Origin of the sequence: Erwinia typographi (assembly GCF_000773975.1) — a bacterium.
Taxonomy (GTDB): Bacteria; Pseudomonadota; Gammaproteobacteria; order Enterobacterales; family Enterobacteriaceae; genus Erwinia; species Erwinia typographi.
In genome coordinates, this window is sequence record NZ_JRUQ01000018.1 from 75277 (window position 1) to 101359 (window position 26083).

Annotated in this window: 31 protein-coding genes and 1 pseudogene; 4 read left to right on the forward strand and 28 right to left on the reverse strand. The window is 53.3% G+C overall.

Going from position 1 to position 26083, the window contains the following annotated elements:
* Positions 1–50: 50 nt before the first annotated feature.
* From NG99_RS04425 to NG99_RS04460, 9 genes are all read right to left on the reverse strand, one after another.
* Positions 51–2333 (reverse strand): replication endonuclease, encoded by a 2283-nt coding sequence (locus NG99_RS04425; protein WP_034888955.1) that lies wholly within the window; start codon positions 2331–2333, stop codon positions 51–53.
* Positions 2334–2372: 39 nt separating this feature from the next.
* On the reverse strand, positions 2373–2948 hold the full coding sequence (locus tag NG99_RS04430; RefSeq protein ID WP_034888809.1) for a hypothetical protein: 576 nt from the start codon (positions 2946–2948) through the stop codon (positions 2373–2375).
* A complete protein-coding gene (locus tag NG99_RS04435; protein ID WP_034888811.1) occupies positions 2945–3799 on the reverse strand; it encodes a DNA adenine methylase in 855 nt (284 codons plus the stop codon). The genes NG99_RS04430 and NG99_RS04435 overlap by 4 nt, the downstream gene beginning before the upstream one ends.
* Complete coding sequence (locus tag NG99_RS04440) at positions 3796–4023, reverse strand: TraR/DksA family transcriptional regulator (protein WP_034888813.1); 228 nt, start codon at positions 4021–4023, stop codon at positions 3796–3798. Before NG99_RS04440 ends, NG99_RS04435 begins: the two co-directional genes overlap by 4 nt.
* Positions 4023–4250 (reverse strand): DUF2732 family protein, encoded by a 228-nt coding sequence (locus NG99_RS04445; RefSeq protein ID WP_034888815.1) that lies wholly within the window; start codon positions 4248–4250, stop codon positions 4023–4025. The genes NG99_RS04440 and NG99_RS04445 overlap by 1 nt, the downstream gene beginning before the upstream one ends.
* 69 nt (positions 4251–4319) lie before the next feature.
* Entirely contained in the window at positions 4320–4658 is a 339-nt protein-coding gene (locus NG99_RS04450; RefSeq protein ID WP_034888817.1) for a DUF5347 family protein, read from the reverse strand.
* Entirely contained in the window at positions 4622–4813 is a 192-nt protein-coding gene (locus tag NG99_RS27980; protein WP_072017532.1) for a phage filamentation protein Fil family protein, read from the reverse strand. The genes NG99_RS04450 and NG99_RS27980 overlap by 37 nt, the downstream gene beginning before the upstream one ends.
* Positions 4814–4816: 3 nt before the next feature.
* On the reverse strand, positions 4817–5326 hold the full coding sequence (locus NG99_RS04455) for a phage regulatory CII family protein (protein WP_034888819.1): 510 nt from the start codon (positions 5324–5326) through the stop codon (positions 4817–4819).
* Between the two features lie 30 nt (positions 5327–5356).
* Positions 5357–5578: a hypothetical protein gene (locus tag NG99_RS04460; protein ID WP_034888821.1), complete on the reverse strand. Its 222-nt coding sequence runs from the start codon at positions 5576–5578 to the stop codon at positions 5357–5359.
* A 128-nt stretch (positions 5579–5706) separates the two neighbouring features.
* Here NG99_RS04460 and NG99_RS04465 point away from each other — a divergent pair, with 128 nt between their 5' ends.
* Together NG99_RS04465 and NG99_RS04470 are read left to right on the forward strand one after the other, a co-directional pair.
* Positions 5707–6288, forward strand: a complete 582-nt coding sequence (locus NG99_RS04465) for a phage repressor protein CI (RefSeq protein WP_034888823.1) — start codon at positions 5707–5709, stop codon at positions 6286–6288.
* A gap of 1 nt (position 6289) precedes the next feature.
* The gene (locus NG99_RS04470) at positions 6290–7327 is read left to right on the forward strand and encodes a phage integrase (RefSeq protein WP_034888825.1); all 1038 of its coding nucleotides are present in this window, start codon (positions 6290–6292) and stop codon (positions 7325–7327) included.
* 226 nt (positions 7328–7553) lie between these two features.
* Here NG99_RS04470 and tssE read toward each other — a convergent pair whose 3' ends face one another.
* From tssE to NG99_RS04505, 7 genes and pseudogenes are all read right to left on the reverse strand, one after another.
* Positions 7554–8009, reverse strand: a complete 456-nt coding sequence (tssE, locus tag NG99_RS04475; protein WP_034888827.1) for a type VI secretion system baseplate subunit TssE — start codon at positions 8007–8009, stop codon at positions 7554–7556.
* Positions 8006–8542 carry a type VI secretion system lipoprotein TssJ gene (tssJ, locus tag NG99_RS04480; RefSeq protein WP_034888829.1) on the reverse strand — a complete coding sequence of 179 codons (537 nt, stop codon included), beginning with the start codon at positions 8540–8542 and terminating at the stop codon, positions 8006–8008. Before tssJ ends, tssE begins: the two co-directional genes overlap by 4 nt.
* The gene (gene tssG / locus NG99_RS04485) at positions 8520–9587 is read right to left on the reverse strand and encodes a type VI secretion system baseplate subunit TssG (protein WP_034888831.1); all 1068 of its coding nucleotides are present in this window, start codon (positions 9585–9587) and stop codon (positions 8520–8522) included. The genes tssJ and tssG overlap by 23 nt, the downstream gene beginning before the upstream one ends.
* Entirely contained in the window at positions 9551–11305 is a 1755-nt protein-coding gene (tssF, locus tag NG99_RS04490; protein WP_034888833.1) for a type VI secretion system baseplate subunit TssF, read from the reverse strand. Before tssF ends, tssG begins: the two co-directional genes overlap by 37 nt.
* 285 nt (positions 11306–11590) lie before the next feature.
* Positions 11591–11974, reverse strand: coding sequence for a DUF1240 domain-containing protein (locus NG99_RS28790; RefSeq protein WP_198138730.1), 384 nt, complete (start codon positions 11972–11974; stop codon positions 11591–11593).
* Positions 11975–12027: 53 nt separating this feature from the next.
* The gene (locus NG99_RS04500) at positions 12028–13299 is read right to left on the reverse strand and encodes a PAAR domain-containing protein (protein ID WP_034888837.1); all 1272 of its coding nucleotides are present in this window, start codon (positions 13297–13299) and stop codon (positions 12028–12030) included.
* Positions 13299–14123 (reverse strand): annotated as a pseudogene (locus NG99_RS04505) (type VI secretion IcmF C-terminal domain-containing protein); the annotation flags it as partial. The gene NG99_RS04500 and the pseudogene NG99_RS04505, both read right to left, overlap by 1 nt.
* Before the next feature lie 216 nt (positions 14124–14339).
* On the opposite strand from NG99_RS04505, the gene NG99_RS04510 reads away from it, so the two are divergent.
* The gene (locus tag NG99_RS04510) at positions 14340–14576 is read left to right on the forward strand and encodes a hypothetical protein (protein WP_034888841.1); all 237 of its coding nucleotides are present in this window, start codon (positions 14340–14342) and stop codon (positions 14574–14576) included.
* Here the strand turns inward: NG99_RS04510 and NG99_RS04515 are convergent.
* Entirely contained in the window at positions 14545–15330 is a 786-nt protein-coding gene (locus NG99_RS04515) for a DNA adenine methylase (RefSeq protein WP_034888957.1), read from the reverse strand. The genes NG99_RS04510 and NG99_RS04515 overlap by 32 nt on opposite strands.
* Before the next feature lie 195 nt (positions 15331–15525).
* On the opposite strand from NG99_RS04515, the gene NG99_RS04520 reads away from it, so the two are divergent.
* A complete protein-coding gene (locus tag NG99_RS04520) occupies positions 15526–15792 on the forward strand; it encodes a hypothetical protein (RefSeq protein ID WP_034888843.1) in 267 nt (88 codons plus the stop codon).
* On the opposite strand, the gene NG99_RS04525 is transcribed toward NG99_RS04520, so the two are convergent.
* The 11 genes from NG99_RS04525 to NG99_RS04575 form a co-directional block, all read right to left on the reverse strand.
* The gene (locus NG99_RS04525; protein ID WP_157032546.1) at positions 15765–16022 is read right to left on the reverse strand and encodes a hypothetical protein; all 258 of its coding nucleotides are present in this window, start codon (positions 16020–16022) and stop codon (positions 15765–15767) included. The genes NG99_RS04520 and NG99_RS04525 overlap by 28 nt on opposite strands.
* A gap of 101 nt (positions 16023–16123) precedes the next feature.
* Positions 16124–16507 carry a hypothetical protein gene (locus NG99_RS04530; protein ID WP_034888847.1) on the reverse strand — a complete coding sequence of 128 codons (384 nt, stop codon included), beginning with the start codon at positions 16505–16507 and terminating at the stop codon, positions 16124–16126.
* Positions 16508–17085: 578 nt separating this feature from the next.
* Positions 17086–17628 (reverse strand): tail fiber assembly protein, encoded by a 543-nt coding sequence (locus NG99_RS04535; protein ID WP_034888848.1) that lies wholly within the window; start codon positions 17626–17628, stop codon positions 17086–17088.
* Positions 17629–17639: 11 nt separating this feature from the next.
* Positions 17640–18518: a hypothetical protein gene (locus NG99_RS04540; protein WP_034888850.1), complete on the reverse strand. Its 879-nt coding sequence runs from the start codon at positions 18516–18518 to the stop codon at positions 17640–17642.
* Entirely contained in the window at positions 18515–19054 is a 540-nt protein-coding gene (locus tag NG99_RS04545) for a YmfQ family protein (RefSeq protein WP_034888852.1), read from the reverse strand. Before NG99_RS04545 ends, NG99_RS04540 begins: the two co-directional genes overlap by 4 nt.
* A gap of 2 nt (positions 19055–19056) precedes the next feature.
* Positions 19057–20139 (reverse strand): baseplate J/gp47 family protein, encoded by a 1083-nt coding sequence (locus tag NG99_RS04550; protein ID WP_034888854.1) that lies wholly within the window; start codon positions 20137–20139, stop codon positions 19057–19059.
* Positions 20140–20142: 3 nt separating this feature from the next.
* Entirely contained in the window at positions 20143–20481 is a 339-nt protein-coding gene (locus tag NG99_RS04555) for a phage GP46 family protein (protein ID WP_157032547.1), read from the reverse strand.
* A 175-nt stretch (positions 20482–20656) separates the two neighbouring features.
* Complete coding sequence (locus NG99_RS04560; RefSeq protein ID WP_034888858.1) at positions 20657–21325, reverse strand: phage baseplate assembly protein V; 669 nt, start codon at positions 21323–21325, stop codon at positions 20657–20659.
* Complete coding sequence (locus NG99_RS04565; protein ID WP_034888860.1) at positions 21322–22431, reverse strand: phage baseplate assembly protein; 1110 nt, start codon at positions 22429–22431, stop codon at positions 21322–21324. The genes NG99_RS04560 and NG99_RS04565 overlap by 4 nt, the downstream gene beginning before the upstream one ends.
* 6 nt (positions 22432–22437) lie before the next feature.
* Positions 22438–23775: a DNA circularization protein gene (locus NG99_RS04570; RefSeq protein WP_034888862.1), complete on the reverse strand. Its 1338-nt coding sequence runs from the start codon at positions 23773–23775 to the stop codon at positions 22438–22440.
* Positions 23772–26075 carry a phage tail tape measure protein gene (locus tag NG99_RS04575; RefSeq protein WP_034888864.1) on the reverse strand — a complete coding sequence of 768 codons (2304 nt, stop codon included), beginning with the start codon at positions 26073–26075 and terminating at the stop codon, positions 23772–23774. The genes NG99_RS04570 and NG99_RS04575 overlap by 4 nt, the downstream gene beginning before the upstream one ends.
* Between the last annotated feature and the right edge of the window lie 8 nt (positions 26076–26083).

Consider the following 26083-nt stretch of genomic DNA (forward strand, 5'->3'; position numbering starts at 1 on the left):
ACATAAATACAGTATATGGATTTTGTATCATTGTGAAATACTTTTTATCTTCAATCTGGATAAATCCTATTTCTTATCTTTTCGGCCAAGAGACTGCACCTGGCTAACAACTCACCAGCCACGTCCTTTTTTCTTGCCCGTAACAACTCACCCTGGGCGGTACAACTAAACCACTCGCCGCCAATCCGTGTTTCAGTACCGCCGATCAACCGCGCAGCCAGCCCGCAGCTAATTGTTTCACCAATAAGATCACGGATTTGCTCTATAACACGAGCGCAGGCTACCTCATTTTTGTCGGAACGCCTGAAAACCTTTGAGGCTTTTACCGGCTGCTTTGCCCTTATCCTTGTCAGTTGTCGCCGCCGTTCTTTCCTGCTCAAACTGCCAAAGTCAATTTCTGGCAATCTTTCCGGCTTCGGCGGATCCTCAGATCCCGAACTCCCCGTACAGTTATTGACAGAACTCCGAGAGGGCGCAGGCGCGCCCTTAAGGTCAACAACCAAATCAACGGCTCGCTTCGCGACAATCTTCCACTGTACGAGACGGGTTAATATCGGGGTATCATTACCAACAGATGTTGCGTAAACGCCTTTGATGCGTAGTGTTTCTTCACCATATTCGTTACATTCTTCTGACGACTGATACCAGGTGCGCACGGCCAGATCGTCACGGCGGACAAACGGCCCGCCTTGGGCATTGACGTATTCAGCCCAGTCACCGGCATCAGCAGCGTCATGCGCAGCAGCAAACTCCACACTCAGACCGTGCGCAGTCTCACTGTCATCCATGCGGCGCAGCTCGCGGTAAACCGTTACCGGCGCACCGCCCACAAACTGAAACTGGCGAATGTGCCAACGTGCTGCCCAAGCAGAAACGGCTGGCGCGGTTTCTTTCAACTCCTTTCCGCTTTCGTCATCCAGTTCACCATCAAGGGCGTAACCGTCGATGTTTTTTGAGATGTACTTAGCCACGTAGCCGGTGGCGCTGCCCTTCTCCGGATCGATAGCTTCAGCATGAAAGCGTGCCTTGCGGGCTTTATCCGTAATCAGCTCGCCGCTGTCCTCCTGATAAGCGTAATCCCGCAGAATCTGCCGCACGCAGTCAACGCTTTCAGGCAGCATAAACATCAGCATGTGCCAGTGTGGTGTGGCGTCGTGATGTGGCTCGGCCACGCGAATACCAAAAATGCGGATATCTTCACGATGCAGTTTTGCGCGGACTTTCTGCCAGACATTGCAGAGATAACGCTGTGTATCAGCCGGGCTGGCACCGTTCCATTTGCGGTTGCGATGGCCGGTTTTGATGGTGGCGTGATATCGTGACGGGGCAGTAATGGTGTAGAACTCCCCGACAAAGCCCATCTCATTGCAGATATTTTCAAAGCCGCGAATCCGGGTCATCAGCTCGCAGCGACGTATAGCGGGATTAGCCACGCTGCCGTCGTATTTCTCAATCAGGCTGATGCGGTTGCCCTCTTCGTCTTCCAGCTCCATTCCTTTGAGAAATTCACGGGTCCGGCGCTTCTGCTCACGCCATTCGATTACGGTCATGTTGCTGGCATAAGGCGTCTGCTTTTTGCTGACGTTAGCTAGGGCAATCTGCAGGTGTTCACGCCATGATGCCGCAATACGGCGCAGGCGACCTTTCCACCATTTCTCTGTCTGCATACGCATGATCGCCGGCGTCACTTCTTCCGGGTCGAAAAGACGAGACGTAACCTTGTCCCAGAGTGGCGGCGTCTGCTTAAGCTCGCAGGTGATAGCGGCTGCGGTCATGTAGATACGGTGGATGTAGTGGTAATTGGATTCATCGCTCCCCTGCCCGTGTGCCTGAACCATCTCAGCCAGTACAAAATTAGCGACATCCCCGGCCAGCAGATCAACATCTGCCCGTGCCATTTCAGGCAGTCGGTTAAATCTTCTCATCAGTTCCCACAGCGTACCGGCAGCAGATGCTGCCCGGCGGTTATCTCCGGCGTTATCAGTCAGCAAGGTAAACGTGCCGTTATTCATTTCGCCGAGGCGATACTGCGCATTTACCCGCTCAAGGCGTGGCAATGTCCGCTCAACGAAGGTTTTCGTTAAGTAGGCATTGGCCCGCTGAACGCCATGCTCTTTTTCCAGTTCATTCAGGCGGCGGTTAATGTCGATACGGACAAGCGCAGGTTGGGCTTCAAGTAACGCCTGCGCACGCGAAACTGCCGCGATCAGCTGATCACGGCGGTGGATTTCATCATAAGTGAGATATGGACTGGCGACAGCCTGCCGTGGAGCATTCCACGGCCAGACATATCCTTGTTGATTTTTATTTGCGGGTTTAAAGTCGCTACTCAATTCTGAAAATGGAGCATGAAATGTCAGGGCAGTCACCGATTACACGTCCTTATTACGATGAGCTGTTAAGTTTTGTTCCTGGCGCAGATGCTCCTCAAGCTGCTGTAAGGCTTTTATCAGCGACCGACATGTATGCCGCATGTGACGCGTTTTTGGAGCCGACGAGAAACTACGAAGCTGAGCGTTGGCTTCCCTCAGAATCCTGTCGAAATGAGATTGCTCGTCGCGTCCTATGGTGCGTCGAAGCAAAGTGGCCGTCTCGCGAAGAATGGAAAGAAGTTGTCCGGCGCGCATTGAATAACGTGCTCCAACCGATCCGGCACACCCATACACAAGGATTTCCTGAGTGGGACACACCGGAATCTCTAGAGTCAGATATTCACATTTCTCTTCAGGCGACTCGTCAAACTGTGGAGATGTTTGTTTTGGGCGATTCGCGATTTCTGCCAATGCCAACAGACCTTTTCCAGGTGCCCGGACATTTTGGCGAGTTTCTGGCAACGCTTGTTTCAGGGAAAATAAATCCGACATGGCTTGCGCGGGTTGATAGCAAAGATACGCCCGGTTGCCGCGATGGACAGTACCCGATATATAGCCACCGAAAAGCTTGATCATGGCAAGACCTCATTGAGCAATGTGGGATAAATCGAGGGATTGGCATACTTTACAGAACTACTAAACGGGCGGTTGACAGCAATAATTTCTTCAGCGCGCTTCCCCTTGCCAGCTGCTACGCCAATGCTGCGCGGGGCAGTGATCTGATGAAGGTCAAACTGACGATACAGGCTTTTAACAAGACTGGTGTTGCTGTTGGAAGCGATGACCGGGTGTCGGTTAGCCATATCACTCAAAACAGAGGCCAGCTCATATTGTTGAGTTTCCCCGAAGCCGCCGCCGTGGTAATCCGTAAAGGTGCCATGGTAAGGAGGATCGCAGTACACAACATCACCGGCTTTGACCATATTCAGGGTTTCAGTAAAGTCAGCACAGATGAACGTAGCCCGCCGCGCTTTTTCAGCGAAGGAGCTGATCTCGGCAAGCGGAAAATAGGGTTCTGAGTAGTTGCCAAATGGAACGTTGAAATGACCTTTCTGGTTATACCGACACATCCCACGATAACCATTACGGTTAAGGTAAAGGAAATAAGCAGCTCGATCTAAAAGCGGCAATCCGGGATGATGATTAAACATTTCACGGATAGTGTAATAACTTTCCTCTGAGCGGTTTTCAGCGAAAGTACGAAACGCAACGATAATAAATTGCTGCTCAAATTCTTTAATCTGGCGATAGAGATTAATCAAATCAGGATTGACGTCTGCCACCAGATAAGCCGGAAAGTCTGTATTCATCATTACTGCGCATGAACCTGCAAAAGGTTCAACCAGACGATACCCCTCTGGCAGGTGCTTATTGATTTCTGGCATGATACGGGACTTGCTGCCCGGCCATTTTAAAATGGTGTTCATAGTGATGTCCCGTTGTAATGCACATTTTTCAGTTCGTTGATTTCCTGACAGGCCACACAGTGGGTGACACCCTGTACAGCGCGGCGGCGGGCTTCCGGTATTGCCTCATCACAGGACAGACAAAAAAACTCACCAGCCCCGGCAGGCTGGCGCCGTGCGTTAGCAAGGTTGCGCGCCAGTTCTTCCTCAACGAGCAACTGCACCAAATCCATTGAGTCAGCCATCAGTGCAGCTCCTGTGCCTGGGTTTCAAATCGACTGGCCTCTTTATCCAGCAGTTCGATGATTTCTGTTGCCGACATTTCGTTCTTTCTGGCATGAATAGCCAGCGCGGCAATACGGATGGACACGGCCAGCGCATCATCACGACGCTGCTCACTTTTGGCTTTGCTCAGCAGGGAATTTAACGCGTCTGCATCGGCCTGATATTTACGTGTTTCAATATTTCTCATTGTTAAAACTCCAGATTAAAGGCAAAAGAATGCCCGGCGGATTTACGCCATTTATTTTCTTTTAGTTAATTAGTTTGGAAGCGTCAGCCTTTTGGGAAATAAACTCACGACTGCTCGAAAGTGATTCATGGCACCAATCAGTGCTTTTACCTCGTCACTCGTCAGTTCACTGTATTCAACGTGGTGACGTTCTTTATTTATATTTGCCAGAAAGAATATTGCGCCCAATGCACGGCAATTTTTTTCAAACTGCTCATCACGCTTATTACGCATTTCGTTAATAAAGCGTTTCAACTCATCATCACAATCGCCATACATCATAGTGCGAAGGGTAGCAATATGATTTAGCGCGCTAACACGCTGTCCGGCGTTCATCTGTACAATGATGCTTTCAGCTTTGTAACCCATGTTGCTTTTTTCCTTTTACCGTTTAAACCTGCCAGTAGTTCGGCCTGTGAGTTTGCCGGGTGCCAGCGCATGCCATCTTCTGCTGCAATCCAGCCGTGACCGAATGCGTGTGAGGGGCTTTGCCGCTTTAGTAGTGGTGCAACTGAAAACGCCATCACTTAAACCACCCCGATTGATGCACCGATACCGCTTAACACATCGGTAGTGCCAGCCATCGCAGGGTTTGAATGGACGCGGGTCTGAATGGCAATTGCGGCAAGAGTAAGACAACGAATACCGGTGTTAACGCTTTGAACAAAACCACGGCGACAGGCCGACGTAAATCGTTCCTGGCTGACAACTCCTGCGGCTAACTGCCCTACTTCAGCGGTAGCTTTGAGCACATAGGCTGGTAACTTCTCCGGAGCAACCTCGTTAACTGGCACACATGGCAGACATTGCAACTGCGCCAGCGCACCATCAATCAGAGTTGCATCCTCTGTAAGATCAGTAATCAATAGCATTTCTGCAACGGTTAGTTGATGAACCTGATCTGGGTTAAGTTTGTTGCGGAGAGTTTGCACTTTCATACCGGCCTGTTTAGCCAGCTCTGACATGTTGTGAGTAAGAGCAAACTTGCGGCAGGCCTCATCAAAGTGGCCATGGGTGGAAATCTCAAAATCAAACATGATTAGTCCTTGTCTAATATATAAGATTTATTACGCATTAAGCGAAATATCACATTCGCTCAGCGCTTGAATGGTTAGTGCGGCCATGTTGATTTCGATTAAGCCTTTCTTCTGCAAACCTTTTGGCTTGATTGGCAGCTTACCGTACTCAATTAGGTTCTTAGCTGTTTCCTTATTGGTCCCAGTGCGGCGACAATACTCGTCAAGAGGCAGATATGGCTCAGGGATGATGATTGTAATGCTAGGGCGCATAAGGCAAACTCCGGTTTAGATTGATACGGCAATATCAGTCAATATAAGTTAATGTCTAACACAAAATGGAGATTAGCTAGATAATGTCTACAAGTCAACTTTTATAGACAATATCTAGCTGGAAATTTATGGCTAGATTTCGCATAAACGCCGACGCAGATAGCGCCCCAATCCTTGATAGAGTGATCGAAGCTTATGGATTTACTCAAAAGGGGCATCTTGCTGATCACCTGGACATAGCCTCAAGCTCACTAGCTGCACGCTATAAACGTGGCGGACTCCCAAGCGACATCATGGTTCAGTGCATGATTGAAACTGGAGTTTCATTGGAATGGTTGCTAACCGGTGTGGGTGAAAAGGCAAATGAAAAACCTACAGATTCAGCCAGTGTAATTAGAAAAAATCTAATTAACGGTATCCTAAGTGACGGTGGATACATTCTGCTCGATAGGTCTATCTTTCTTGAGCCTAAGCAACTCCCGCAAAAGCCAAACATGATTGTTGATGCAGGAATTCAGTACGTGGTTGATATGGATGATAGAGCCGTTAGTGATGGTATGTGGTTGGTCAATGTTGAAGAGAAGGTAAGCGTTAGGACTTTAACTCGCATCCCAGTTAGGAAACTACGAGTCGAAGGGGCGGGGGCTGTGTTCGATTGCAGCATTGATGATATTGAGATATTGGGAAAAGTGGTTCTCACCATTCAATAAGATGACTGTTAGAAAGCTTAGCTCCGGACAATGGGTCGCTGACTTTTACTCTGTAAATCGGAGTGACGGTAAAGAAGGGAAGCGAGTCAGAAAAAAATTCGCCACTAAAGGCGAAGCTTTAGCATTCGAAAATTATACGCTTCAAAAGATAGAGGATTCACCCTGGCTTGGAGATGGAAAAGATCTTCGCCGCTTGGCAGATTTAGTTCACCTATGGTTTGACCGCCACGGGATCACCCTTTCAGATGGTGAAAAGCGTAAAAGCACCATGCTGTGGGCTGCCGAGTGTATGGGTGCGCCTTTAGCCTCGGAATTCAATGCGCAGCTTTTTACTGCATATCGAGCTAAACGCCTTAAAGGTGAGTTTGCCCGCACTAAGCGTATTGCACAGGTTTCTCCCCGAACCATGAACCTTGAACTAGCCTATTTTCTGGCTGTATTTAATGAGCTAAAAAGGTTGGGTGAATGGTCTCCTCCTAATCCGCTTGAAAACGTGCGCCAATTTCGCATTGATGAAAGTGAGATGTCTTATCTGACTGATGAGCAGATTGAGCGACTACTGGAGGAATGCCGGAACAGTACAGCTAGGGATTTAGAAACGATAGTGAAAGTGTGCTTGTCGACTGGTGCGCGCTGGGGTGAAGCTGAAACTCTGAAACGCTCGCAAATCACCCCAGGCAAAATCACTTTTATTAAGACCAAAGGGAAACGTAATAGAACCATACCCGTTGACCCAGCTTTGCTTGAGGAATTACCAAGGAAGCCAGGCGCGATTTTCACTCCTTGTTACTATGCCTTCAGAAATGCTCTAGAGCGCGCTGAAATTGAATTACCTCCCGGACAGTTGACGCATGTTTTGCGCCATACTTTCGCCAGCCACTTTATGATGAATGGTGGCAACATTCTCGTGTTGCAAAAAATCCTCGGACACACCGACATAAAAATGACAATGCGTTACGCACACTTCGCTCCGAACCATTTGGAAGAGGCGATCAACTTAAACCCATTAAAGTGTCGCAAAAGTGTCGCAGCAAGTTAGGATTATTAGCTTATATTGCCTCATATAGATTCATTAACTCATTGATTTAAAAATAAGTCATTGATTATCGGTTGGCGGTTATGGTTCTCATAATCGCTTGGTCACTGGTTCAAGTCCAGTAGGGGCCACCAAAAATCAAGGGCTTGCATTAACAATGCAAGCCCTTAATTATGTTAAGCATTGCAGATAGCAGTAAAATTTTCATTTACAACTCCATTCGTTCTTCTCAAACAAAAGCCTGAGTGTCCAGATATTGCTGTTGCTTCATATGGCGGATCATCACGCGCCCTTCCGGCATGAACTCGGTGCCGAAACGTACTAAACCTATATCTTTCAGCTCAGCATCAATAGCGTAGCGCAACTCGCCAGCCATGTTTTGCTCCAGTAAAATTACGTCGATGCGCTTCAGGCGCGGCTCATATTTCAACAGCACTGCGGAAAGGGTATACAGCAGTTGATGCGCACTGCCGGGCATCCCCTGCAAAATGCGGGTCATGTCTGGCAGGCCATAATCAGCAATATGCGACAGCGATCCGGCGCGGGTATTGAGGATGCGCTGCATATTATCGAGCACGGAAAGGATCACCTGATCCTGCTCTTTGACGCGTTTCAGCTCCAACCCACCGGCAAAACTGCCTTTCAGCAGTTCATACAGCGACGGTTGATGATGGTGATTGTTCATCGCATCTCCTCAGTAATCAGACGCAGGCTGTGACTGCTGAGCTCGATCACGCGCGCTTTATCGGGATCTAAATCGTTACGCTCCAGCACCAGTCGCCAGCTGTTTTTTGTCATATCCGGCTGTTGAAACAGCGCCACCACCGCCACAAAACGGGCCTTTTTTTCCATTGGCATATTCAGTGACATATCGCCGCCGGGCGTCAGCACCACGTCACGATCGGCCAGCAGTTCAGCCTTGAGCACGTCTGCCGCATCGCCGGTCAGTTGCTGATACACCGCGCCGTCAAAGGCCTTGCGCTCACGGAGCTGGAATACGCGCACCATAACCGGCTGCGACAGCGGATTATGCTCACGTCTGTCGCTGTTGAGGCTTTCACGCGCGGTGAAATCAAGATGCAGCGTTTTAATCTGCTTGTAGAAAATTGAGTCAAACGCGGAGATAGTGCCGTCACTGACTTTCTGCTGCACACCGCAGCCGCCAAGCAGCATAGCTGCGCTGCACATCATTATTTTAATCAAAGTGGTAACGGACACGTCGCTGCTCCTTGCAGGAATTGGCCGGGCTCATGCCTGAATAGCAGCCCAGCTCGGTGGTAAAAGTTTGTGGGATGTCACGGTTTTCGCCGTCCGCGCCCAGCACGCCAGTCAAACCGAGACAGAACGGCGCATCGCCCAGCGCCGGTGGCTCAAGCAGTCGCGTATCCAGACACAGCCGGATGCGCGCCCGATAACGCCAGCCGAGATACACCCGCAGCATCACCTGAAAGTCCTGATACAACTGGCCGTCCGGCAGCCAGCCCCGGGCTTCATCCGGGCAGGCGGTTTGCAGTTCAATCAGTAGCTGGCTGTTGGCATCCATCGCTTCATCGCCGAGCGGCGCATTGCCATCCAGCACAAATTCGCATCCCAGCGGATTACTGACCGGCACCGGGCGCAGGCAGTGCGGCCGCACGCTGAGCGAAGTATTTGGCGCTAACAAGCGCACCAGCGCGCGAATCCCCTCTTCCGTTCGGCCCGGCTGGCGCATCACGCCCAGCAGCGCCAGAAAACGTGAAACCGGCGTGGCAACGTGCTTGCCAGTTCCCGGAATGCCCAATCCCACCAGCCCAAGCAGCGACTGCGAGGTTTTATCGCCGCCGCCCGCTTCAAAGGTGGCCGGGTAGGAATATTTGCGCCAGATGCGATAAAACTGCGTCAGGATGCGGTGGTTGAAAATATCGAGAAAACCCTGCAACGCCTCATGCCCTCCTTCTCGCTGCGTGATGTCATCGATATAACTGCCCGGCAACGGCGAATCTACGCCGTACATACCAAGGAATGTGGTGCGTACCACCGGCGCAGCAGCAGGATCGATATTACTGTATTCAACCGCTTTGAGTTCGCCCGCAGGAAAGCCCATGCCGGGATGCGGCAGCAGGCGCACCGCATCGTTTCCCGGCTTACTGGTGCTGCCAAGCGGCGGTTTATCCATATGCTGATGTTCAATCAGCTGACAGAAGCGGTAAAAGTTCAGCCGCGTCAGTTCCTGCTCCAGTCGGGGCGTCAGCCGGAGATGCGGCGATGGTGTTTCTCTTCCCATTCGAGGCGCTCTCCGGTTGGCTGCAGGATTAAAATCAGACGGTTAAACAGGTGGATGTCGGTATAGAGCGCAAAGAAGCGGCTCAGCATCTCGCCAAATAAGCAGATATCACCGCTGCCAGCAAAACCGCTACTGTCGAGGGTGATTTCGATCTGCACGCCGCGCAGCAAATAACCCCGCTCAAAGCGTTCGGTCTCTTTGTGGCAGACGTGCAGAATCGCTTCCAGACGACGGCGATTCATTTCGCTGTGCGTCCAGTCGTACAGCGCCAGCGTGCCGCGCAGGACTTCCGCGTTATCCATCATCCACAGAAAACTCGAGCCGAGATGGCTCAGCACGCGCCAGTGGAAGCGGTCACGGTTCGGCGGATAACACGGTAGCGTCGGCGCGCACAGATTACGCACCTTAATAGCAATATCAGTGCTGCTCACGGCGGTATCCAGTAGCGTGCTCTGCAACGCGCGACGCGGCAGTTGACCGTTGGTGCCGGTGACGCTCACCGACAGGCTTTCATGCTCCGGCAGGCTGTGATTATCAAACGCCTCGCCACCGAGGATCATCCAGGTTTCATGCAGCCCGGAAGGCCCGCGTCGCACGCGCGTGTGGAAGTAATGTTCCGGCGCGTCGTGACGCAGCATACCGCCTTTGTGACGGAAACTGCTGAACGGCACGTAAGGCTGTTTTTTGGAGGAGATGACCGAATCTACCGAATAGATTTCAGTGTGCCCGTCCTGCACGCGCATCGGCCGCAGCATATATTCGGTCTGCAAGCCGTTGATCATTAATGGATCGGATTCCATCGCAAACAGGTTAATCACCGGCACGGCGTTGAGGCGCAGATGCTTTTCACTGAACAGGAAATCATGTTCCCAGCGCTCGGTCAGCACCACGTCGAGCTCGAACCACGGCAATGATGCCGGCAGCACAACCTGCTCCAACCCGCGTAGATTTACCGCCATGAATTTTTCGCGGAAGGTGAAGTATTCCAGCAGCAGCTGATAGCCGCTGAAGCTGCCCTCATCGCCCGGCCAAAGTCGATCGGCGTCACTGAAGCCCTGTCCGCTGAAATGCCCGTCGAATTTTTGGCTATCGGTTTCACCCGGCAGACGCAGCGACATGCTGGCAACGTTGAGCGTCAGCGCCTCATGCAGCGCACAGGCCAGCGGTGCATCGGCATTGAGATAGAGTGGAATATGGCCGACATTGATGCGGCTCCAGTCGGCCAGCGCGCCGCCATTAAAGCGCAGGCGGATCACCGAACGTCCGGCGACATCGGTCGACAGCACGGCCGATTCCAGCGCCAGAGGCAGCACATGCACATTACGTGTTGTGGTGTAGCGGCAACGCGTGCCTTTTTCACCCACCGGACGTGAGATCACTTCAAAGCCGCGCGCCAGCCGCATCGGCTCCTTCATTTCCCGCCAGTCGGGCGTAAACTCCACCACCGACATCGACGGAATGGTGCGCAGATAATGCGGCCACAGCAGGCTGACCAGCCCTTCGGTCAGTTCCGGCAGATCATCGTCCAGCTTTTCCCGCAGCCGACCGACCATAAAAGCAAAGCCTTCGAACAGTCTTTCGACATAGGGATCGCGGGCACTGGCTTTGTCCAGATTCAACATCGCCGCCTGCTCCGGATGAGCCCGGGCAAATTCTTCACCTGCTTCTTGCAGGTAGCGCATTTCAGCGTCGTAATAACGCAGGGTTAAGTCGTCCATAATTATATTATTTTTGAAGTGCGTTAATTAAATATTCAGAATTAAAAAATCATTCTGACGTGGAGTTTAAATACTTATAACAGAAGATAGTTCCATCCGGGCTCTATTTATTACAACCTGATAGTTCCTTAACATACTCAGTAGCCAAACAAAAACTCCAACCTCTGGAATCCCCATAGCAAACAAGATATCCTTAACTATAAAGACAAGCCTTGCAAAAAAAATAACAAGCACAATAGCAACAAAATATACACTTTGCATTTATCATAAAAACACCATTAATGATCATTTATTTTTATTGCATAGATTTTTATTTATTACATATTTTGTTGCCATTCCAGGCATCCATCCTGATGGTATGCCGGCGCAACTATAATAACCTCTACCATTAATATTGCTAATAAAAAACACTTTGAAAGAGAAACCATAAACAATTGATAGCAAAACCCCAGAGAGAATTGTCATCATGGCAACCTTCTGGTATTTATCATTCATACGTTGCCCTTTTAAAAAACCATAAATACCAGACAAGCAAAATGGAAACATTATAAATGAGGATAAGCTTAGAGAAACGAGCCCTGTTGAGTATGTCAACACATCAGGAAATGCCAAATATTCCTTTGTTGAAATATAACCAATATAAGAGGCAAACAACGATAAAATCCACATAATTACGCTCCATGTCAGAAGCACAACTCTGGTCGACAATGGAAATTTATGCATTATAGTTCCTCAGGAATGATTTCATTAATACTTGATTTTAAATATTTCATAACCTCTGCTGATATGACTTTTTTTCCTTTTCGCAGCATTTCGTCAACAAACATAGAGCCAAGATCCCAAACTCCTTTTTCTATTTTTCTTGCTGTGAGCATTACTTCTTGTTGGGCCGATTCAATATAATTTATAACTCGATCGGTTATACCAAATTTATCATCCAGATAGTTTAGTATGAGAGCAGCACCAAACCCAACCACAACAATAGCCACTGTGGGAGCAATCACGAAAGAGAACATGACTCCAGCGGCAAGCCCTGCACCACCAGATATAACAGATGCGATGCCTATCTTGACAACATCAGTAGCTAAAGAACCAATAAATTTCGCCAATTCAGCCTCATCATTAAAAAAATAATCTAAAGCTCTATAAGCAGCAGCGACAATGAAAGTAACTCTAGCTCCATTTAAAATATTTTTAGCTATACCTGAAGATGCATATTTACCCAGTCCTAAATCAACTAACTTAGGATTTTTTGCAGAAAAAACAGGAGCATTTAGAATTTTTCTTAAACCTGGATATCCAGTTATTTTAATTAGTTCATTCCCATTTTTACCGATGTATGAGATTGCCTTAATACCAAAACGCCCCAAATCATTTACTAACATTGAGGCTGTAACGACATCCTTTAAATTTGTACCATAGTTAATAATTATTTGGGCTGGCCCGTTCTGAGTTAAATTAACCCAACCAGACTTCCACGATCCCCAGTAAGCCAACACCTCAAATGCCTCTTCAAGCGTGAGCAGCATTACGTCTTGGTTATTGTTTTTCAGCATCGACCGCAGTGCCATATCTGGCAGGTCATACGTGTTTCTCAGTACTGGATAATCAGGCACAAACCCAGAAGGTGCTTTTTCACCGGTTAAATACGCCGGTAATGGTCGGGCTATAGGTTTTAACACTGAAGATTCGCTAGCTGTAGTTGAACCGCCACTCGCCTTCTCATAAGTATCCTGCAGCATCGACGGAATAAACTTCGCCTTACAGGGACAGGTACTTTCGCTGTCTAATGTGCCCGCCATGCGACGGCCATGAATAGTGTCGTTGACGATACCGCCAGCAATAATAAACGTGCCGGGATGTTTTCCGCAGAGCACTCTGTCTTTCTCACGCGCAGCAGCTTTGCCAAATATTGTATGGTCAGTCGCGCCTTCAATGATCCGGCCGCCGCAGGTGGTTTTGTCACCCTGAACTAAATAAAAACCTGTCGCCATTATTCTGTTTCATCCATGTCGGTGGTAATTTCTTCCGTTGCCGTTTCACGCGGTGCCATCGATTGCAAGGCGGAGACCGCATCAACGCTGAATATCTCTTCCGGCAACGTGAAACCACGTAACCGCAGCAGCGCCAGTGGGCCGTCGCTCATCTGCGTGCGCAGTACCCATTGCAGGTTGCGTTTATCCAGCGTGGCAAAATTCAGCATCCACTGGCTACGATCCAGACGCTGACGCTTGCCTTGCTCCAGCCAGCGAATAAAGCCCCAGGTGCCGCTGTAATCACCGTAAACCTGGCCGCCGTTGCCCACGCCGGTCCAGGTGAGCAGCGTACCGGGCTTCAAGTTCTCACCCGGCCAGCGGATCGCCTGCCATTCTGCCATCTGATTGAAATAACTCAGCGTTTGCCCGTCGACTTTCAACTCGGTTTTCACCACGTCCGGCGTTGGACGCCCTTGAAGCTCAAAGCTGATGCCCTGCGTGCCGTCGGTGAACAGAATATCCGCCAGTTCGCGCAGCTGGTTCACCGCTTTGAGGAAGGCCGGATTAAAGGTTAATCCCTGACTGTGCGCACTGTCCGCTACCCAGCGGCTGCCCTCTTTTTGCAGCACGCCACCCAGGCGACCACTGAGGAAGCTGTCTATACGCCCGGCATCTTTGCGAATGAACTCGGCTAGCATCGGCAATGAGGCATCGCTTTTGCTGGCCGCAAATGGATAGCGTCCGTCAAAAGCGGTATGCCAGTTTTCTACGATTGAGCGTTTCCACTGCACATTGAGGCTGACAGCCGAAGGCTCAAGGATAGTTTCCCACGCCTGGTGTAGCGCGAAAATCGATTTTGCACTGATTTGGAAAAGATTTTGCACTCCTTAAACCTTAAAATTCTGTGCAAAATCTCGTCCAAATCGCTCGCGTTTTAATCAGTTATTTCCCTTTTGTTTGCTGTGGTCTTTTAACCTCTGGACTCGTCTTTTCTGTCGAGTTAGTGTGCGACCCACCACAGGCCTGTGGCTTTTTTGACCATACAGAGGGAATTTATTGTGAATTTTTCTGCTATCTGCCAGACCATGACCGATGACGCCTGTGAAATTATATCTGCACTCAGCCAGTCTCCCACCTTGCCGCTTCATTCAATCGTGTTTGTTACCGGGCTTGATTGCCATGTCGCCCGCTTTATCCTTGAACAAATGACTGTCAGCGGTATGGCTGAGGAACGTAATGGCCAGTGGCGGCTTTCAGAGGCGTTTATGGCTTCCCGTTACCACGCCATGGCGTGAAGTTCGTGATAATAAGCTCAGCGGCCCTGTGGCCGTTGTTGCTTCCTACCGAGTAAGTGGTGGTTACCTTACTTATTTCCAGCCCCTTAAACGCCTGTCGCATGTCCGGGTGATCGTTAACTGAAATTATCATCTTTCCTTTAATCTGTCGGGCATGCCGGGCCATTTGTTCATACTGATCGTAATCAAAAGGCAAGCCATACCCCTGAACCCGCCAGTAAGGTGGGTCGAGATAAAAAAGCGTTTCAGGCCGATCATAGCGTGTAATGCATGTCTGCCAGTCCAGGCGCTCGATTGTGACACGATGAAGGCGCAGCCAGGCATCCGAGATCGTTTCTTCCATACGCAATATATTCAGCTTTGATGGCGATCCTGCACTTATGCCAAACGTCCGGCCTTCCACTTTTGCGCCAAACGACAGCTTCTGGAGGTAATAGAACCGGGCAGCGCGCTGGATATCCGTCAGGGTTTCCGGCGGCGTATCCTTCAGCCATTTAAACATTTCACGGCTGGTTAAAGCCCATTTAAACTGCGCTGCAAACTCGCCAGGATGATGCTGAATAACGCGATACAGGTTAATAATATCGCCGTTAATATCATTCAGAACTTCAGCGGCTGAAGGCGCTTTCATAAAGAACAGCGCAGCCCCTCCGCAGAAGGGTTCAACATAGCAGGTATGGGCCGGGAACAGTGGCAGAAGATGTTTCGCCAGCTTACGTTTACCCCCAACCCACGGGATGACAGTTGTTTTCATTTTTTCGCCCATTTGTTATACATGAAATTATCCGGTTACTTATCATCGTGGTCTTCGGCAATATTATGTAAAACTTTCCCGGTTTGTCCGTTGCAGGTATGCAGCAGGTACATTCATTTACAACCTATTGAATCTGTGCGGCTTAATATTCTCACCAGAGCAACGTCAGGGGCGTTGAATTTAGGGAGGAAAAATATGGGTGATTTACTGTCAGGCGAACTTCAGTGGGAAATAATTGATGTCCTGGAGGATGTTTATCCCCGACATCTTTCCACTGAAGAGTATGACCATCATTTCGGTGAAAAGAGTGAAAACGAAATGGTGGTCAATCTGCTGCAGCTTATAGAGGATGGCATTATTAATCCCCAGGCAGTTATGAGGCGTCTTATGTGGCCAAAGGTAAACATCCCGGCGCTACTGTTGACACCTTTTGGCTATAAGTTGGCCCGCGCGGAAGACTGACTCACTTTTTTTAGCCTTTCGTCAGCCAGGTCTACTTTAAATCCCTGTCCCAGCTCGTCCTCACCATTAATGCCGAGGGCGAATTCCACTACCAGCCTGGGACAGTCGTCAGGGATGCAGACCATTTTTGCCGACAATACACTTCCGATGGTTGCGCCATCGACTGCAACATCCAGCCCGATAAAAGCATCACCATTATAAAGTCGAACAATCTGTATTGGCTTATTCATTATCATAAGGGTATTTCCCTTTTCCTGTGAAATTATCGAAGGTTATCTTCGTTGCCGTCAATACGCCGGTTATCCCGGCGTATTGACGGATTGATGTGACGTTATGCCGCTGCTTCCGGTTCAGGTACATCCTGACCGTTATCGATACTGTGCTTGTATTGCAGGTTGTTAACGTAGGTCTGCACCTGACCTTCCGCTTCGGCTTTATCCGCATCAATCACCGCATCGGCCAGTTTTTCGGCGATGCCCTGCGCCTGGTCGGTAAAAGCTGCCTGAATTTTGTCGAAGTTCTCACCGCAGGCAGTGCGAACGCTGGCCTCGTTATGCAGTGACAGGTGATTAACAAAGTCGGTTGCCGCTTCGGTGGCATCCTCTTTTGTCGGGCCGCTGTAAATCGCCGCCAGAATACCTGCCACAACCTCTTTACTGCGCAGCTGGGTGATAGCGGCTTTCTGGATATTGCCGGTAATGTTGATTGTGCTCATGGACTTCTCCTTTTGGTGAATAAAGGAAAATAACCTTTTGAGGTATGCAGGGCATTTCATGGTTATCTCCCGTGTGAATGAGGTGATGATGAAGGTGAACTTCGTTCACCTTGATTTAAATCAAAATATCCCAGTCGATTTTGATGGCTGTTAAATCGTTGTTTAATAATCATCTGACAGACTGTGCTGCGTGGATAAGCGCATATCCACATCCTCAATGAAGTAAAAGACGTTAAGACTTGCTTTTCCCAACATTTAATCGGTCTGTTCGATTACGCCCTGTGAAAGAGGGCGTTATTTTTTGTTCTTTTTCCTGTCCGTTCTTCTTTTCTTTTTATTTCCCCGTGAGCGCGTTCCACAGACGAACAGCGCAGCTGATGTGTTGCCAGTCCGGTTAAGTCATCGCAAAAAAACAAGTTAATCCCCATTCTGTTTAGGCATTATTCATATCAGATAATGTATATTCCCTGACGCATATAACCTGATCCGTTATGTGTGTAGTTCACAGTTTAAAAATGACATTACCTGTTGTGTTTCATTTGCCGCCTGGCTTTCTGGTTCCCGGCGGCTTTTTTTTATTATTCCGGCCTGTCCGGCCACGCAATCGCGTTATAAGCAGCCTCATCGCTGACGCCACCGAAATCCAGCATCTCCAGCTCATCCATATATTCAAGCCACAGGTCCAGCTTTGTTTTCTGGTCTTCAGTAAGTGTCTTACCCGCCAGTAATTTGGTCTGCCAGAAACTGATCGTCGAGTTTGCGGTGTCGAGCAGGCTTTGGCGCTGTGCGGTGGCTTTGGCCAGGCACTCTTCCGCCGTCAGCGGCTTTTTAGTGACAGCTTTACCGTCAAACTGCCACTGCGAGGCCGTGTCCGCCGTAAAGCCTGCTGGCAGGTCCGCATCGCTCAATTCTGCCACGCTCATATCGACCGGAACGATGGCACTGACATCACGCTTTGCATCAATAATCAGCCCGGTGGAATCAAACACGATTTTCGTGGTGTCGCCGGAAAAATGCTGTTGTAAGTTGTACCAGTCATGGCCATCTTCATCTTTCAGATACATCACACCAGCCAGCCCGCTCTCTGGCTGATACTGGCTGAAGTTTTTATAAATTTTCATCTCGCTACCTTTTAAACCGTTGAAATATTGACCCACTGACCGCCGATGCAAACCTGAATATAGGCGTAACGGGCCTGGGCACCGGTGTAAATCCCGACGCCATTCATTACCGCACCGGAGGGCGCACTCCAGTTACTGCTGCCGGTAGCCGCCCAGGTTGAGGTGGCAAGGCGTATTCCTGTGATTGCACCGGCTACAGCGGCGCTAATTTTCGACACAATCCAGGTATTCAGGAAGCCCCCCCAGCAGGTGCCATTAATATTGCCATCGGTGGCCAGGTGGGCTTCACCAGCATAAACATCACCTGGTGCCCGGAGCGTGCCGTCACTGCGAAAATCAAGAACGTGTACGCTGTCAACCTTACCCAGGTAGACACGCCAGGCCCAGTAATTACCGGCACTGAGGTAAAAATCTGACACCACGGAATAGCTGGTATCTGCGCCGACAACCTGGAAAATTTTGTTAGATGATGCACCTTCATTCCAGGATGACGCATCCTTCTGCAGACCTGCTTCTGTCGTACCGGGGATGACCGGCCCATTAAGCGCACCGCCCGACAGGGGGTAGCCGCCCAGATTTTTCAGGGACGCGTCAGCATCATCGACGTCAGCCAGATTTTGCCCCTTCTGCAGGGCACCACTGACACGATCGTCATCCTCATCGAGGAAAAGCTTTTTCAGTGCTGTCAGCAACTGGTTATCGGTGGCCTCTGCCGGTTTGATGCCGGAGGCCGTGAGGATGCTGATAAGCTCCCGCTGCAGGCTGCGGGTGGCGTCCTGGCTGTCGTTCATGTAGTCCGGTGTGACGATGGTGGCTTTCTCACCCGTCTGCGTGTTGATGGGGTGAAACTGCCCGTCGCTGGTGTTTATCGGGTCAATTAAGGGCTTCACTGACTGCTGTCCTCTGTATAGGTAAAAACACACTCCGTGTGCGCCGGTTTAAGGCGCTGAAACAGCGTTTCCAGTCCGGGGTCTCCGGCCTCTTCAAGACGGTCGCCCACAGCGGACTCATCCACACGAAAGTAATAGATGCGCTCAGGCGCGCCGCTGACGTTCACCAGCCAGCGCCACTTCGGGTCGTCCGGCTCTTCAATGGTGATGTCGTAGCCCAGCGTTTTCGCCAGGCGGATAAAATACTCACGGCTGAGGCCGCCGGTTTCGGCCAGCGCCACCTGGACGCGGTCACGGCGCTGCTGCAGGGTGTCGTCACTGCCGGGCGTCAGGGCGTAGACCCGCTCCCAGTCCGGCAGCGTGTCGGTGGCCGTCAGCGGGTCAATGGCCGTCAGCAGTTCGGTGACAACCGCCTCTGCGGCGGCATACAGCGCGGCCTCTGCCGTCAGCTCTGCGTTAAGGCGTTCACCGGAGGCGTCATACGTCACCGGCGGCAGCAGCAGTGCCAGCAGATTGCGGTAATCGTCGCGCGTCATGGTCAGGCCTTCAGCTCTGTCACGGTGATGGTGCCGGGGCGTATCCATTCCACCGTACTGTCATCCACCACCGGCGTGACGTTGGCCGCAGGCGTGGGTAATGCGTAATCCAGCACGCCGTCCGTGTCGGATATCAGCGCGCCCGCCTGGCTGCGGACGGCTTCCTGACCGGGCGTCAGCGCGTTAAACCAGGTCAGCAGGCTGCCGTTGATGCCTGTGGTGACGGCCTCCAGCGTGGTGTCGTCGCTGATGCCCACCTCCGCGCTGACGTCGACCGTTTTAATCGTCGGGGCCAGCACCCGGCAACCGTCATCACCCGGCCCGACCGGGCGCACGCTGTCGATATACGCCTGCGTGGCGTCGATGGTCTCCTGTGATGGCAGGCCGTCAGCGGCGGTGATAACCACGTCGACCGTGCCCAGCCCGCGCCGCAGCGGAAACACCCAGGCACCGCTGACGCCGTCGACCGACTCCGCCCACACCTTGTAGTCATGGGCATTGCCGCCCGCCGGGGGCTGGCGCATCACGTCCAGCAGGCGGGAGAGCAGCGCGTCATCCGTCTCGGTGTCGGTGCCACCGTTCATGCTGACCACGGTCACGGCACTGTCAGTGCCGGACGGCGCGGAGACCAGCGCGCCGCTCACGCCTGCGCTCAGGTTACCCGCCGTGCCGGTGGTGGTGGCTTTTGCGGCCACCGTCAGCGTGCCGTCGTCGCCGGTGATGCCGTCCTCCGTGGTCTGGTACAGCGTACTGTTGCCGCTCACCCGGAACTGCAGGCCGCTGGCAACGGCGGTGCCTGCCTTACCCGTAAGGGTCACGCTGCCACCCGCTGCGGTGGCGTTCTTGCGGCTCAGGCCGCGCTGGCGGGCGTGCATAACCAGCCAGTCGCTGTCGGCGGTGTCCGGGAAAAGCTGGCGCAGAACCCAGGCAGCGTACTGATACAGTCCCCATACCACCGAGCCGGTGGCGTTTGCCCGCACCGCCTGGTCGCTGTCTTCCGTGGCGTCCGCGTCCGGCAACTGGTTGCCGACCTCTTCGAGGTACTTTTCCGCCAGGTCTGCCTGCGCGGGTATCGTCAGGGGCATCGGTTAACTCACTTTTACCGGGTGTTCGAAGGTGGCCACCTGACCGCTGGCCTCCGTGATGCGGACAACAAGGTCAATCCAGCCCGTGCGCGTTTGCGTGGCGGTGACGTTTACCGCCGTAGCCCGGCCATCAGTGACCAGCGGCTGGAGCGCCTGAAAGGCGTACTGCTCCGCCAGCGCGCGGGTCTGCTCCGTGTCCTTGCGGGGCAACTGATGCAGCCTTGACCCGATGGCAGCGTTAAACAGCCAGCTGCCCAGCGGGGTTTTGAGGCGCATCTGTGCGGCATTTTCCAGCCCCTTGGTACGGGTGCCGGTGTAGTCGCCGGTGTCGGGATTGAGCATGTTGTCCATGCGGGGTAGAATATCGCGCGCGCGGGTGAGACGGATGTTGCAGGGGTGAAGCAGCCGGGGAGTGAGGTGAAGGGATGCCGGAAGGAAGCGGGTAAAAGAGACGGACCGGCACCGGGGACGGGCACAAGAACACCGGCGGCAGCGGTCGCCGGTGACCGGACTGACCTCAGTCTGCCAGCATCGGCCCGGATTTGCCTTCCGGCGTGTCGTGGATATGACCACTCACCTCCACGCCGTTGATTTTGACGCTGAGCGAGCTGATGGAGCCGGAGGTGTGGCTGATATCCCCCGCAAACGTGGCAGCAGAGCCGCTGCCGTTGTCACCGGAAATGCTCATGCCGCCGCTGCCGGTGAGCAGTCCCTTCACGGTGGCGTTCTGTGAGGTGCTGAAGTCCGGCGTGGTGCAGGCAATGGATTTACTGGCGTTAATCGCGGCGCTTTCACACTCCAGGGTAAAGGTTTTGCAGGTTGCCTTAATGGCCTGGCCATCCTTCAGCGTGATGCTGGCCCCGTCGCTGCTGTAGATGGCGACCTCGCCGGGCTTCAGCGACTGAATGCGGTATTCGCTGTGCTCTGTCGCCACCACCACGCTGTGGCTGGTGCTGCCGCCCAGCGGCAGGATGACGGCCATCGCGTTCTCCGGCGGCACCGAGGTAAAGCCGAAGTGCTGAAACACCTCGACGGCCTGCAGCGTCTCGCCTGACAGCCCGTCGAGCTGGGCTGTCATCACGCCACCTTCCGTGGTGATGCGTGAGAGCACCGCGCGAAACGGCCTGCGGATGCCTGCCAGTGCGGTGGCAATGTTACGGCGAATGATGCCGGTGATGTCCGTCATGTGATTTCCTCCCAGGTATGGTAAACGCCGGTGGTGCCTTTGCCTTTACCTTTGCGCTTATGGCGCGATTTGGGGTAGGCATCCGGCACCCACACCCCGTCTTCCTTAAGGGTGAGCGTGGTGGTGAGCGGTATGCCGCGTCCGCCCTGAATGCTGCGCGCCATCACAAAGTAAATGGCGTCGGTGTCGTGAAGTTCACTCTTCACCGCCACGCGCTGGCCGGGCTGCCAGGCGGTGCCGCCTTCCGTGCGCACGCCCCGGACGGTGGCGGAGAGCGTCAGCCCCTTCAGGCGCGAATCCGACAGCACCTTGCGGGCGCGGGCGGTGGCCATGTCGTCGGTATCGGTGTCGCCCGCCACCTCAATAAACGGGCGGTACAGCCCAAAGCCGGTATCGGTGGCGGTGCCCCTGCGCTGGTGTGCGCCGTTGTGCGTAGCGGTGCCGTGGCTCTGTGACAGCACTGTAACCTCCGAGTAGCGTCCGGCGATGCTGGTCACCTTACCGAGACGCAGCAGGTTGCCACTGCCGTCCGCATTCATCACCAGCGAGGCCACGGGTGCTGCACTGTAGTCCGGGCCGCCAATTATCAGCGTGCCGTCCGGGGCCACCCACGGCCACAGGCCGTTGACCTGCGCCACCTGCATCAGGGCGCTCCAGGCGGTTTCACCCGGATTAACGGCGAACTTCTTCGGGGCGGTACTGCTGTCGGCATGAATGACCACGCGGGTGATGCCGAGGGGCTTCACGATTTTGTTAATCACTTCCTCCGGCGTCATCTCCTGCGCGGTGAACACCGGCGCGGAGCAGTCAACCAGTGCGGCGGCATTATCGCGCCCGGCGAGGTTGAGCACGTTCTGGCCGCGCGTGATGTCGTGATTGATATCGTCAATCAGGCCGGTCATCAGCACATCGCTGCCCGCGCTCAGCACGGCGCGTGCGCCTTCATGCACTTCAGCCGGTAGCCTGTTGCCGTTCATTCCCACGGCCAGCGACCAGGCACCTGCTGGCGTCAGAAAGGAGGCGTCGACGCTGACGCGCATCCAGTCGCTGTGCGTGACGCCGCCCACGGTCAGGGTCAGGCGTTCATCAGTCGTGCTGTTATCCATACGGGGTCACCTTGAGTAAGCGTAAAGGGTCATGCCGGGACGCAGGTCATTTGGGTTAGCCAGTTGCGGATTGAGGCGCAGCAGCTCTTCCGCGCGGCTGGCGTCGGCGTACCAGTCAAAGGCCACCAGATGCAGGTTGGCCCGGCGGGTCACCTCGCGGGTGACAAGCGGTGGCCGCTGCTGTATCAGCGCTGCCGCCTGTTTCTGCAGGGTGTAAGCCAGCGCCTGCAGCTGCGTGATGGTGGTGCTGAGGGTGCGGGTGTCGGCGGTCAGCCCCCGGCTGCGGGCCTCGCTGATATCCGTCAGCAGGGCAGTCCGGCAGGCGCTGAGCGCGTCCGCGATGGCGCTGCGCACGTTGTTTGTGATGGCTTCCGTCTGCGTGCTGGTGAGCGACGGCGTGGTGGTCTCGTTTGCAAAAATGGTGGCGGCCACGGCGGTCAGCTCGCTCACGGTAACCAGCTGCGCGGTACGGGTGACAAGCTGCGTGTCACTGCTTCTGATGGCGGTCACCCGGCTCAGCGGCAGGCGGTAGGGTTTGCTGATGGTGACAATGCTGCGTGAGGCGACATACTGCTGCGGCAGCGCCACGGTGGTCTGTGCCAGCCGGGTGACCTGCTGCCAGTCTGACTTCACGCCGCTGCCGGTCAGCGTCAGCGAGTCGCTGAAGGTTGATAGCAGGCTTTTAAGGTCGCTCACCAGCGCAGCGGGCGTGTCCAGCAGGTTGCTGACGCTGGCCGTTGCCCCCTGAATCTGTTCGCGTACGCCGTCCAGGACGTATTCGCCCTGAGCGACTATCGTGTTGATGCGCTCCACGCCGTTCTCCAGCTCCCGGATATCACGCATCGCGGTACTGAAGGCTGAGGCGGCACCGTCCAGCAGGCTGTTGCCTGTACTGGTGATACTCTCTGACGCGCGGTCAGCAGAGGCCGCTTCAAACAGCGCCTGCACCTCGCCGGACTCCACAAAGACCAGCTCGACGGTGACGGCGTCCATCTCTTCGGCGCGTTTCTCAATCCCCGCCTCAAGGAACTGCGCGCGGGGAATGGAGTTGTAGATGGGATGAATAAGCTCGCCCGGCCCGCCGGTTTTAAAGGCGGTGATAAGCGCGTTTAACTGCTGTTTCCAGTCCAGCCCGAAGAGAATGGTCGAGAGACGAAAGTTAATTGCTTTCAGCCCCTGGTCCTCAACGGTCGCGCCATCGTGGTACGGGTAGGCATAGTTCACGGTATCGCGGGCCAGCGTGTCACGGGTGGCCACCACGTCAAACGGCACGCCACGGTAAGACGCCTCCATCAGGGTGTCTATACCCGCCACTGCGGCTATCTGGGAGATAAAATCACTCATGCGCCGTGCCTCCGGGCGTTCTGATCCATCAGTACGTGTACAGCGGCAGCAATATCACGATCATTGAGCGTCACGCTGACATTAACGACCGGAACCTGCTGAGCAGGTAACCTGACAACCGGCTGTCCTCCCGCCGGTGCCTGATTACCTTTCCAGTTTTGCAGGTAGCTGAGCGCTTCAGACGACGTCTGGCGGGAGTTTTTTCCGTAGTTCTGGTTTTTGAGGCGGGCCAGCTCTGCGGACTCACTGCTGCCGCTCACGGTATCCGAAGGGTAAACCAGACCAGCAATGGTCAGCGCCAGCGGGTTACTTAAAAGCCCACCCTCCACAATGCCATCAGTGACCGCACTTTTACCGCCGTTAATCACTGCACCTCCGACAGCACGCGCGCCACCGGTAAGCCAGCGTCCAATCGACCCCAGCACGCCACCAGAGGTCGCGCCTGCAGCTTCCGCACCTTCAGCGCCCTCAGCCACTGCTGCAGAGTTACCGGTGAGCATATTCCTGAGTTTTTTAAAGATCGTCATGCCACCGATTGCACCGCCGACAGTGCCGCCAATGGTCCCGCCGGTGATGGCTTTAAATGCTGTCGTCACTCCGCTCACCGCTTCCCCAAGCGCCGGAAATTTTTGCTCCAGATCCGCGATGTGATTCATGAAATCTCCCCACAGACCGGCAGCACCGCTGGTTGCTTCGTTGCCGGTGACCTGCGTCAGATGGGTGGCGCGATCCGTTTTCCACTGCGGGCCTCGCTGGATGAGCTGAAAGTCAACATCTGCCGAACGCTCACCCTCTGGCAGACTGAACTGACTCACACCCTCACCAACAAGCTGATTATAAAAGTCACGATTCCGGTCGAAATTCAGATAAGCATTGCGGGCCTGCTGGTTGGGGAACAATTGGGAAATGTGTTGTCCGTGGATCTGATCCAGTTGCGCCCGGAGCTTTGCCCGTTGCTCATCGGTGGATGCAGACGACAGTTGCTTCGTCAGATGGCGATAATCCGGGTCGGCTTTATCCATTTTGCTGATAACGCCGGTGACGGTATCCAGAGCGGTTTTGCCGTGCGCAAGGTCATAGCGCATCATGCCGCGCAAATCGAGCTTTTTGCCGTTGAGCTGAATTCCGCCGGCATTGTTCGCAAGATTTTTGGACGTCAGTTCGGCAAGGAAATCATTGGCATTGGTGGCGGCATCTTCCGGGTTTTTAGCCCCGATAGCCGATGCCTCAAAGAAGGCGGCCAGTTGTGAGAAGCCGCGCGGGCCATAAAAACCAGCAGATTTACCTGACTCCAGTCCTCGCGGCATTTCGTGCGCCAGTTTCGGCACATCAATGCTCCCATGCTGAGCCATCGTCGTAAGCACGCTGAGGCCCGCCTGCGAATCTTTTTCGCCCAGCCCGAAGTTGACAGTACTGGCCTGCGTGTTTGCGACCGACTCAGCATCTGCGCCGGTAGCTACCGCATTGCGCAGCACATTGCTCAGGTACTTATAGGGACTGTCGCCCTGCATGACGCCGGATCGCCACATCGTTCTCAGGGCCGAAAAAGCCTCATCAGCACTTGCGCCGGTTGCCCCGACAGCGTCACGAATGCTGCTATCCATGCGTTTCATGCCCGCTTCACGTTCTTTGATGCCGCCGCTGTTGTAAGCAAAGTTAGCGGTTTCACGCAGGGTATGATCGTAGGAAGCTGCGTCGGTTATGGGTTTATGGAGCGCCAACCCGACGCCTGCGATTGCACCACCGACCCCGCCAATGACGGACATACTCCGACGGATATTCTGCCCGAAAGTACGTTGTTCGCGGTCAGCCTGCCCCAGCTCTCGACGAAGGCGTGCCACAGTTGAAATGGTTTTTTCCTGCGCACGTTGCAGCTCACTGGCGGACAGGACACCTGAGCGTTCAAGCCGGTTATAAGCGGCTTCGGTGCGCTGAATTTCACGCTGAACAGAGTGCTCGCTTCTTATTCCAAGCGCTGTATATGCTTCCCTGGCAGCATTGCGACTGGTGAAACTGCGCACCTCTGCCTCAGCCATCTCTTTCTGGAGGTGGATAATTTTAGTCGCCGCTTTTTCCTGCGCGCGCGACAGCTCAGCGGCACTTATCGTGCCACTGCGGGCAAGACGATTCAGGGAGGCCTCGGTCTGCTGGATAGCCCGGCGAATGGTATTCTCACTGCGCACACCCAGCCGTTCTCGCGCCTCCTGCATGCGCTGAACTTCATTGCGGATACGGGTGATGCCAGCCGTGGCGTTATCTTTTACGCCGATGCCGATCTGCGTGTCAAACGGGCCTGCCATACGTTATT

Bases quoted from the DNA above. Each gene is read 5' to 3' on its own strand.
- NG99_RS04550 (WP_034888854.1), bottom strand. From the start codon at position 20,139: ATGCCCCTGACGATACCCGCGCAGGCAGACCTGGCGGAAAAGTACCTC.
- NG99_RS04440 (WP_034888813.1), bottom strand. From the start codon at position 4,023: ATGGCTGACTCAATGGATTTGGTGCAGTTGCTCGTTGAGGAAGAACTG.
- tssE (WP_034888827.1), bottom strand. From the start codon at position 8,009: ATGAACAATCACCATCATCAACCGTCGCTGTATGAACTGCTGAAAGGC.
- NG99_RS04570 (WP_034888862.1), bottom strand. From the start codon at position 23,775: ATGAGTGATTTTATCTCCCAGATAGCCGCAGTGGCGGGTATAGACACC.
- tssF (WP_034888833.1), bottom strand. From the start codon at position 11,305: ATGGACGACTTAACCCTGCGTTATTACGACGCTGAAATGCGCTACCTG.
- NG99_RS04500 (WP_034888837.1), bottom strand. From the start codon at position 13,299: ATGGCGACAGGTTTTTATTTAGTTCAGGGTGACAAAACCACCTGCGGC.
- NG99_RS04535 (WP_034888848.1), bottom strand. From the start codon at position 17,628: ATGAAAATTTATAAAAACTTCAGCCAGTATCAGCCAGAGAGCGGGCTG.
- NG99_RS04545 (WP_034888852.1), bottom strand. From the start codon at position 19,054: ATGACGCGCGACGATTACCGCAATCTGCTGGCACTGCTGCTGCCGCCG.
- NG99_RS04435 (WP_034888811.1), bottom strand. From the start codon at position 3,799: ATGAACACCATTTTAAAATGGCCGGGCAGCAAGTCCCGTATCATGCCA.
- NG99_RS04525 (WP_157032546.1), bottom strand. From the start codon at position 16,022: ATGAATAAGCCAATACAGATTGTTCGACTTTATAATGGTGATGCTTTT.
- NG99_RS04515 (WP_034888957.1), bottom strand. From the start codon at position 15,330: ATGAAAACAACTGTCATCCCGTGGGTTGGGGGTAAACGTAAGCTGGCG.
- NG99_RS04520 (WP_034888843.1), top strand. From the start codon at position 15,526: ATGGGTGATTTACTGTCAGGCGAACTTCAGTGGGAAATAATTGATGTC.
- NG99_RS04470 (WP_034888825.1), top strand. From the start codon at position 6,290: ATGACTGTTAGAAAGCTTAGCTCCGGACAATGGGTCGCTGACTTTTAC.
- NG99_RS04455 (WP_034888819.1), bottom strand. From the start codon at position 5,326: ATGTTTGATTTTGAGATTTCCACCCATGGCCACTTTGATGAGGCCTGC.
- NG99_RS04465 (WP_034888823.1), top strand. From the start codon at position 5,707: ATGGCTAGATTTCGCATAAACGCCGACGCAGATAGCGCCCCAATCCTT.
- NG99_RS04575 (WP_034888864.1), bottom strand. From the start codon at position 26,075: ATGGCAGGCCCGTTTGACACGCAGATCGGCATCGGCGTAAAAGATAAC.
- NG99_RS04530 (WP_034888847.1), bottom strand. From the start codon at position 16,507: ATGAGCACAATCAACATTACCGGCAATATCCAGAAAGCCGCTATCACC.
- NG99_RS27980 (WP_072017532.1), bottom strand. From the start codon at position 4,813: ATGGCGTTTTCAGTTGCACCACTACTAAAGCGGCAAAGCCCCTCACAC.
- NG99_RS28790 (WP_198138730.1), bottom strand. From the start codon at position 11,974: ATGTGGATTTTATCGTTGTTTGCCTCTTATATTGGTTATATTTCAACA.
- NG99_RS04460 (WP_034888821.1), bottom strand. From the start codon at position 5,578: ATGCGCCCTAGCATTACAATCATCATCCCTGAGCCATATCTGCCTCTT.
- NG99_RS04565 (WP_034888860.1), bottom strand. From the start codon at position 22,431: ATGGATAACAGCACGACTGATGAACGCCTGACCCTGACCGTGGGCGGC.
- NG99_RS04445 (WP_034888815.1), bottom strand. From the start codon at position 4,250: ATGAGAAATATTGAAACACGTAAATATCAGGCCGATGCAGACGCGTTA.
- tssG (WP_034888831.1), bottom strand. From the start codon at position 9,587: ATGGGAAGAGAAACACCATCGCCGCATCTCCGGCTGACGCCCCGACTG.
- NG99_RS04430 (WP_034888809.1), bottom strand. From the start codon at position 2,948: ATGATCAAGCTTTTCGGTGGCTATATATCGGGTACTGTCCATCGCGGC.
- NG99_RS04450 (WP_034888817.1), bottom strand. From the start codon at position 4,658: ATGGGTTACAAAGCTGAAAGCATCATTGTACAGATGAACGCCGGACAG.
- NG99_RS04555 (WP_157032547.1), bottom strand. From the start codon at position 20,481: ATGCTCAATCCCGACACCGGCGACTACACCGGCACCCGTACCAAGGGG.
- NG99_RS04560 (WP_034888858.1), bottom strand. From the start codon at position 21,325: ATGACGGACATCACCGGCATCATTCGCCGTAACATTGCCACCGCACTG.